The organism is Monashia sp. HAY1-2A, assembly GCF_056755315.1.
The window spans coordinates 1-4,193 of the sequence record NZ_JBNDHY010000236.1 but is presented as its reverse complement, the minus strand read 5'-3'; the positions used below and the strand labels follow the sequence as shown (position 1 = coordinate 4,193).

Genomic DNA, 4,193 nt, shown 5'->3' with positions numbered 1-4,193 from the left:
TCTTCGCCGTGGTCTATCTGCTCAGCTACAGCGCGGCGACGTTCCCGAGCCTGATCTCCGGCGAGCTGTCCCACACCGTGCCGCTGCCAGAGATCGTGATGGGGTACGGCGTGTTGGCGCTCCTGACTGCACTCATCACCCTCGTGGCGGTTCGCGACCCGCACGACGAAACCGGCTAGCCCGCGTGCGCACTTCGTGAACTCTCCTACGGCCGAAGGGAACCGCGTTGCACTTCACCGGCGACGCCATGGCATGACGTGACGCCTTCTGCTGCGCAAGCCAATGTGAGGGTCTTCGCGCGGAGCCGGTGGCAGGTCCAACCCCCAGGCATCTCAACGAGCGTTGTCGAGGTTCTTCTCGGCGCGGTCGCGGATGCCCTGGAGCATGCGTCGCATCATCGGGTAGTCGGCGAGCTCCATGAGCGCCAACGTGACCGGCGCCAACGGGCGGTGCCACTCGTACAGCGTCCGAAGCCGCGCGACCACCCGTGTCCGCCCCGGCCCGAGCTCCTCCAAGCGCCAGGCGAAGGTGCGGTTCGGGGTGCGCCACAGCAGCCACGACGGCTCCACGAAGCCGTCGACCACGAAGGCAGTCCGCTCGGAGGGGTAGGGCACCATGGGCAGCCACTGACCCACGTGGAGGTCTTGGAGCTGGGGGACCACTTCACGGAGGCTGGGGCGCCCGAAGTTGTCCAGCAGGTCGGCGGCGTACCACCCGGCCCGGCGGTAGCCGACCTGCACGAGCCAGGGCCACACGTGCTCGCGCGCGGCCTCGATGGTGATCGCCCGGGTGGTGCAGTACTGGGCCCGGGGAAGCAGGTCGTCCCCCGGCATGTCCGATGCCACCTCGACCTCGGTTGCGCCCCACGTGAGGTGTCGGCGCCGGTGCGCCGGAGCGCTCAGGATGCGCGGCAGGTCCTCGAGTGCGTCCCTGAGCTGTCCGCGCAGCCCGGCACCGATGCGTGGAGGTTCCCACGAAGCCGGCCCGTCAGGGCCGCCGGAGCCGACGGCGACGACAGGCACGGCCCCGCTCCGCCTCTGCGGGGACACTGCCTTGCCTGCCTGCTCCATGACGAAGCCCTCCCGGTCGAGGTGGATGCCTGGTCGGTGCGCCGCACCGCGCGGCAACCTCCACCTCCCCGACCACCTGGGGAAGCCGGGTGTGACAACTGGCGACGCTGCCTTCAGACCGTGCCCGGTCCCGGCTTGCGGTCAGCCGGGGCCGCAGGCAGGCGCGTCACCCGTTCCCCGGGCCTCCAGACGAGGTGGTAGTCCGTCTGCGCACCCGAGGGGCCGTCCGCCCGCTCGTGCCAGCCCGCCGACTCGCGGCGCGCCAACGCGCACTCCAGCGTCGCTCGGGCCGCGAGCGTCGCTGCCCGAAGATCGAAGGCGACCGCCGTCCCGGCGGCGGGCGCGGGCCCCGGACGCCGGCCGGGGCGCATCGCCCGCTCCTCAACCTCGAAGACCACTGTCAGCGCAGACAGGAGCCCGTCGCGGTCCCGTCGCGGTCCGGCATGCTCGGTCATGACGGCGCGCACCCGCGAGAGCAGGGCCGGTCCGTCCTGGCTGCCGACCGACCGAGCGGCAGCGTCCACGCCGCGCTCGGCCACCTGCACGGCTGCGCGCTCGGCTGCACGCGACCGCTTCGCGCTGGTGAAGCCGGCGCTGGACACCGCGGCCGAGAGAGCAGCCAGATCGAGCCCTCCACGCTCCGACGCGGTGCCGTGGCCCTCCGGGCAGCGGGCGCCGCCCACGCCTGCTGCCAGCTCTCCTGTCACGAAGAGGCCAGCGACGTCCGTCGCCCCGTCCCGGGAGCGCACGCGCACGCCGCCGAGGGTGCGGCTGGTGGCCGGCGCGACCTCGAACGGGTCCTCGGTGATGTCCCGCGACTGGTGCCGCGAGACGGCGGCCGCAAGCGCGGGGAGCGCCGAACGGACGGTGCTGCTCGGCAGGTGCGAGAGGTCCATCCAGACGCCTCGGTCGGTCGAGCCGCGGCCGTGCCTGATCTCGTCCCAGGCCGCGCAGGCGAGGCGCTGGTGCGGTGCGTGCTCGAGGAGGGCCGGCTCGTGGCGGCTCATGAACCGTTCGCCGCGGTTGTTGAGCAGCCGCGCGCCGAGGACCGTTGCGTCATCGGCCACCACGCCCACCACCGTGCCGCCTTGGTCGAGCAGGCCGAACGGGTGGAACTCGACCATCTCAGCGTCCTGCACCGCGGCCCCCGCGCCCACGGCCAGGGTCAACCCGTGGCCGTCGTGGCCCGGCTCGCGCGGCGTCGACCTGCTCCAGACCCGGGAGTGGCCGCCGGTGGCGAGGATGACGGCGTCCGAGCGGAGGCGGTAGCGGGAGCCGTCCGCGAGGCTGAAGCCGTACGCACCGAACACCGCACCGTCGTCGACGAGCAGCGCGGTGACGTGCACGGCCGGCAGCGTGGGGACGCGCAGCCGTCGCGGCTGCTGTGTCGACACCGCATCCATCCGCGTGCCGCCGGGCTCGTCGACCAGGAGCGAGGAGATGCCGCGATCGGACAGACCGACGGCCGCTCGACGTGCAGCGGCCCCGGAACCGATGACCAGCACGGATGTTCTGATCTGGTGCTCGACTGGCACACGGACTCCCGGGTCGTCACTGGGCTACCTGCTGCCCGACCGGGGGAGTGTCCCTGTTGTGACAGGACCGGTAGCCTCGGCGCGTAGACGCCAGATGCAGGAGCCGACCCACGCATGAGCGCCACCCCTCTGCCACGCATCCTCGGACGCCGCCGGGAGCGTCGAGTGCTCGACACCCTCCTGGGCCGGCTGCGCGCAGGGCACTCGAGCGTGCTCGTGCTTCGCGGCGAGGCCGGCGTGGGCAAGTCGCTCCTTCTCGAGCACCTCGTCGCGCAGTCCTCGGGGCTGGCCGTCACACGTACGCAGGGCGTCGAAGCCGACATGGAGATGACCTTCGCGGCACTGCAGCAGGTCTGTGCGCCCTTCTTCGACGAGCTGCCCCGCCTGCCTGTCCCGCAGCGCGATGCCCTGACTGTCGCCTTCGGAATGGCGCTCGGCCCGCCCCCCGACCGCTTCCTCGTCGGGCTGGCCGTGCTCTCCCTGCTGACCCGGGCATCGGAGTCGCGACCGGTCCTCGTCGTGGTCGACGACGCCCACTGGCTCGACCAGAGCTCCCTGAGGACTCTGGAGTTCGTATCTCGGCGGCTGCTCGCCGAGGCGGTCGCGGTCGTCTTCTCGGTGCGGACGCACGAGGGTCGGGACCTGCTCGTCGGGCTGCCCGAGCTGGCCGTGGAGGGCCTGCCCGAGGAGGACGCCGGCCGGCTGCTGGACGGTGCGATCGAGGGACCGTTGGACCCGGCCGTGCGCTCCCGGCTGGTCGCCGAGACGCACGGCAACCCGCTCGCGATCCTGGAGCTGTCCCGTGGCCGTACTGCGGGCGAGCTGTCCTACGGCCTGGACCTCGAGAGCCACGAGGGGCCGTATGCCGGCAGGTCGGCCCCCGACGTGGCCGCAGGACGATGGTGGGCTCCGACGAGCGCCTCGGCCCGGCACTCGCGGTTGTCCTCGATGGTGACCGAGGACTTCCGGCAACGTGTCGAGGCGCTGCCCGACGACACGCGAACCCTCCTCCTGCTCGCAGCGGCCGAGCCGGTCGGCGACCTGAGGCTGCTGGTCCGGGCGGCCGAGCTGATGGGCGTGCCCGTGGATGCCGGCCCGGCGAAGACCGCCGGGCTGATCAAGTTCGGCAGGCCCGTGCAGTTCCGGCACCCGCTGGCCCGTTCGGCGGCCTATCTCGCCGCTGACCCCTCCGAGCGCCGGCGCGCCCACCGGGCTCTTGCCGATGCGACGGACAGCCGCGACGACCCCGACCGCCGCGCCTGGCACTCCGCCATGGCCGTCGACGGAGTGGACGAGTCGGTGGCTGCCGACCTCGAGGCTGCTGCCGAACGTGCCCGGCAGCGTGGTGGTCTGACAGCCGAGGCGGTCCTGCTGGAGCGTGCTGCCGAGCTCACGCCCGACCCATGGGTGCGTGGTCGCCGCGCCCTCTCGGCGGCCGAGGCGCACTTCTCGGCCGCCTCGGGGGAACGAGCCGGCGAGCTGGCCTCCCTGGCCGACGTCTGTCCGCTCACGCCGCTGGACCGCGCGCGCCTCACTCGCCTGCGGTCGCGAGTCCTCTTCAGCCGCAGCCGCACCGACCAGGCGGTAC

Annotated in this window: 3 protein-coding genes; 1 reads left to right on the top strand and 2 read right to left on the bottom strand. The window is 72.8% G+C overall.

The annotated features are described in order from the left end of the window. Window positions 1-332: 332 nt before the first annotated feature. Entirely contained in the window at window positions 333-1,022 is a 690-nt protein-coding gene (locus ACPYOM_RS21085) for an SRPBCC family protein (RefSeq protein ID WP_481347448.1), read from the bottom strand. A 161-nt stretch (window positions 1,023-1,183) separates the two neighbouring features. After that, window positions 1,184-2,575 carry an FAD-binding protein gene (locus ACPYOM_RS21080; RefSeq protein WP_481347447.1) on the bottom strand — a complete coding sequence of 464 codons (1,392 nt, stop codon included), beginning with the start codon at window positions 2,573-2,575 and terminating at the stop codon, window positions 1,184-1,186. Window positions 2,576-2,719: 144 nt separating this feature from the next. Between ACPYOM_RS21080 and ACPYOM_RS21075 the strand changes: the two genes are divergently transcribed. Next, a partial coding sequence (locus ACPYOM_RS21075; RefSeq protein ID WP_481347446.1) for an AAA family ATPase occupies window positions 2,720-4,193 on the top strand: 1,474 nt, incomplete at its 3' end.